The following is a 3,045-nucleotide window of genomic DNA, read 5'->3' as shown; positions in this document are numbered from 1 at the left end:
AGATGAACCGTGCCGCAAGAATACATTCTGTCGCTTCCTCCCCCCCCACCTTCTCAGGCCCTTATCTACCACCTCCAAAAGAAAACATCCCAGACCCAGCCGATAAAACAGAGAGGGTCGGGCATACCTGGCAAAAACACACCGAGCAATGATGCTGAAGAAGAGTCAAAGAGAAACATATGCAGTATCGCACCATTCAAAAAACCGGGGGGAAAAACTCCCCCCCGCACTCGGCCTGGGGGGGTGCATGCGTCTGTTAAAAAAGTCGGACGGGAAGATTGACGAAGATGCCGCCATCACCATAATCAGACGTGCAATTTGTTCCGGCATTTCCTATATCGATTCTGCATGGATCTACCATGACGGTGACAACGAGAGAGTGGTGGGAAAAGCACTGGAAGGCAAATGGAGAAAAAAGGCATTTTTGGTAACAAAACTGCGTCATGGGATGTCAACAGCCGTGAGGAGATGGACGAGTATTTAACAGAACAGTTACGCCGTCTGGGGACGGACTACCTTGATGCCTATTTTCTGCATGCATTGTCAAAAGACCGGTGGGAAAAACTCCTTTCACTGGGAGTCATTGATTATTTGGATCAGGCAAAAACAGAAGGAAAGATACGGTATACCGGTTTCTCGTTCCACGACACATATGATGCATTCCATGAGATTATCGACAGCTACGACTGGGATCTCTGTCAGATCCAGTACAACTACCTCGATGAAGAATATCAGGCAGGCCTTAAAGGACTAAAGTATGCGTCTTCACAGAATGTTTCGGTTATTGTAATGGAACACTACGGGGGGGAGGATTGTTATCCAACAATCTGCCGGATAAGACAGTATCAGTTCTGAATTCATCACCGGTACAGAGAACTCCTTCAGAATGGGGACTCAGATGGGTATGGAACCACCCTGAAATAACCGTTGTCCTTTCTGGGATGAACTCGGAAAATCAACTGAGGGAAAACACCCAAACAGCAGATCAGGTCGCCCCCCCAACTCGCTTTTACCGGATGAACATGAGATCATACGACAGGTGCGAGACATCTTCAACGATGCGATCCGCGTCCCCCCCTGTTCCGGATGCGGATATTGCATGCCCTGCCCTTCCACAGTAAACATCCCGGAGTGCTTCGCCCAGTTAAATTATGCCGCTATTTCCGGAGATGTTGAATACGCCCGTTTCTTCTATGACGGCCTCTTAATAGAAAGTGGCTACGCCTCGCTCTGCGTTAAATGTGGTGCCTGTGAAGAAAAATGCCCCCCCCAGGGGATCCGGATCAGAGATGTCTTAACGGAAGTGTCCACCCTTTTCGGGAGATAGATGTCACAGCAGTAATTACCGTTGTGAATGAGATATAAATGATGAACTGGCGCAAAACCCTGCCCATATCAGTTGCCATGGTAATTATTGCAGCTGCGTGTATTTTTCTTGCGACACCCCCCCACATCTTCCCGTCTGAACCAGATGAAGACCGGAGTGCTGCCATACATAACCTCGAATACATTACAACCAATATTGAGATGGTCATGACCTCCATTGCTGATTCAACAGAATCCGCTTCCGTAGCACTCTCATCAGCAGACTCAATGGAATCACCAGATGTACAAGAAGCCCTGAATGGACTTCTGTCGGAATCCAACTATACCCTGTCATATGCTGCAATCAGCCCGGGCGGCATCATTGCCGCAGTTGCACCGGACAGGTATACCAAATCTATCGGAGTGAACATATCCGGAAGTGAGCCGGGAGATACCATACTGCAGACGCAGAAACCGTTCCTCTCAGATGCATTCATCGCAAAGGAAGGGTTCACAGGAATAGAATTTGCATGGCCGGTATGTTCCGAGAAAGGAATATACAAAGGCAGCATCCTTGCAATGGCAGACCCATCGGAATTTGTCGGGGGGGAAATCGTTGCCCCCCCGGTTGAAAAGGAAAAAGGCATCACCGTGACGGTCATGCAACCGGACGGGTTCATACTCTATGACAGGGATACAGCGCAGGTCGGAAAAAATCTCTTTGAGGATGCTCCCTTCACCACCTACGACTCACTTCAGACACTGGGAAAGATGATCGCAGCAAATGAAAAGGGAAGTGGTGCATACACCTTCTACCGTTCTCCGGAGAAGACCGGTGAAGCTGCACAGAAACATGCATACTGGGACACCTGTCAGTGTATAGGAAAGGAATGGAGAGTAATTCTCTTTACCGAAGATGGTGCAGTTTAGTGCATCACCTTTTCACAAATTACTCATGTAAATACAAAAAAATATGAAAATTTTTCTGCTGGCTATTCTCTGTACATCTCCATACCCTCACATGTCATCGACGGCAGAAATTCAATGACCTCATAATCAGCAACTTCGTGTTGGTAAAATGGATCTTCCTTGAGAATATTGAGTATTTCCTGTTTGCTTTCTCCAAGAGCCATAATAACTCCGCCCGTACGCGGTACTTTTCTGCCTGACATCAAAAATTGCCCATTCTGATAATATTTCCCCCCCAAAAACTCCCGGTGTCCCGATATATGCGCATCAACGATGTCATTTGTCTTTTTGTACGTCAGCATAATAATAAACACAAAAAATCACCAGTAACTCTTCTTATTTTAGGGCGTCTGATCCAATACCGGATATGCACCCGCAATATACTCACATAAATTTCTATATACCAATTGTCATATTATTCAGCATCCGTTTTGAATTCAGCAGAATAATACCCAAAATTAACCGTATGATACCCGTTTGAAGTATATTCCATGGCAAGCAGTATGTACATGCATGGACATAGCACTGCAAAAATCACGGACAGACATATCCCGGGTTTACAATATCATACTACAAGGAACAGGACACATCTTCGTGCGGTCCCCAGGCAGAACAGAATCTCCCATTTGCGAACACCTGCAGCAAATATAATCACTCACGCTCTTTTGTATCGTATATACAGAACAGAATGATTTTTCATTGCAGGGAAGAATCACAGACAAGAGCTCCCGCTCTTTGCATAACAGTTACAGAACAGATTTCATCTCATTT

Annotated in this window: 4 protein-coding genes; all 4 read left to right on the top strand. The window is 46.2% G+C overall.

Annotated elements, in window-relative coordinates; translation table 11 throughout:
- The first annotated feature begins 148 nt into the window (after positions 1-148).
- Positions 149-484 carry an aldo/keto reductase gene (locus tag JCM10550_RS25510; protein WP_062400715.1) on the top strand — a complete coding sequence of 112 codons (336 nt, stop codon included), beginning with the start codon at positions 149-151 and terminating at the stop codon, positions 482-484.
- Positions 469-855 carry an aldo/keto reductase gene (locus tag JCM10550_RS25505; protein ID WP_062400713.1) on the top strand — a complete coding sequence of 129 codons (387 nt, stop codon included), beginning with the start codon at positions 469-471 and terminating at the stop codon, positions 853-855. Before JCM10550_RS25510 ends, JCM10550_RS25505 begins: the two co-directional genes overlap by 16 nt.
- Positions 856-1,039: 184 nt before the next feature.
- The gene (locus JCM10550_RS21025; RefSeq protein WP_062400711.1) at positions 1,040-1,327 is read left to right on the top strand and encodes a 4Fe-4S dicluster domain-containing protein; all 288 of its coding nucleotides are present in this window, start codon (positions 1,040-1,042) and stop codon (positions 1,325-1,327) included.
- 38 nt (positions 1,328-1,365) lie between these two features.
- Positions 1,366-2,235, top strand: a complete 870-nt coding sequence (locus JCM10550_RS16425) for a cache domain-containing protein (RefSeq protein WP_062400709.1) — start codon at positions 1,366-1,368, stop codon at positions 2,233-2,235.
- The last annotated feature ends 810 nt before the right edge of the window (positions 2,236-3,045 follow it).

The sequence above is a fragment of the Methanogenium cariaci JCM 10550 genome (assembly GCF_001315945.1).
Taxonomy (GTDB): domain Archaea; phylum Halobacteriota; class Methanomicrobia; order Methanomicrobiales; family Methanomicrobiaceae; genus Methanogenium; species Methanogenium cariaci.
The sequence above is the reverse complement of the archived record's forward strand: the minus strand, read 5'-3'. Positions and strand labels throughout refer to the sequence as shown.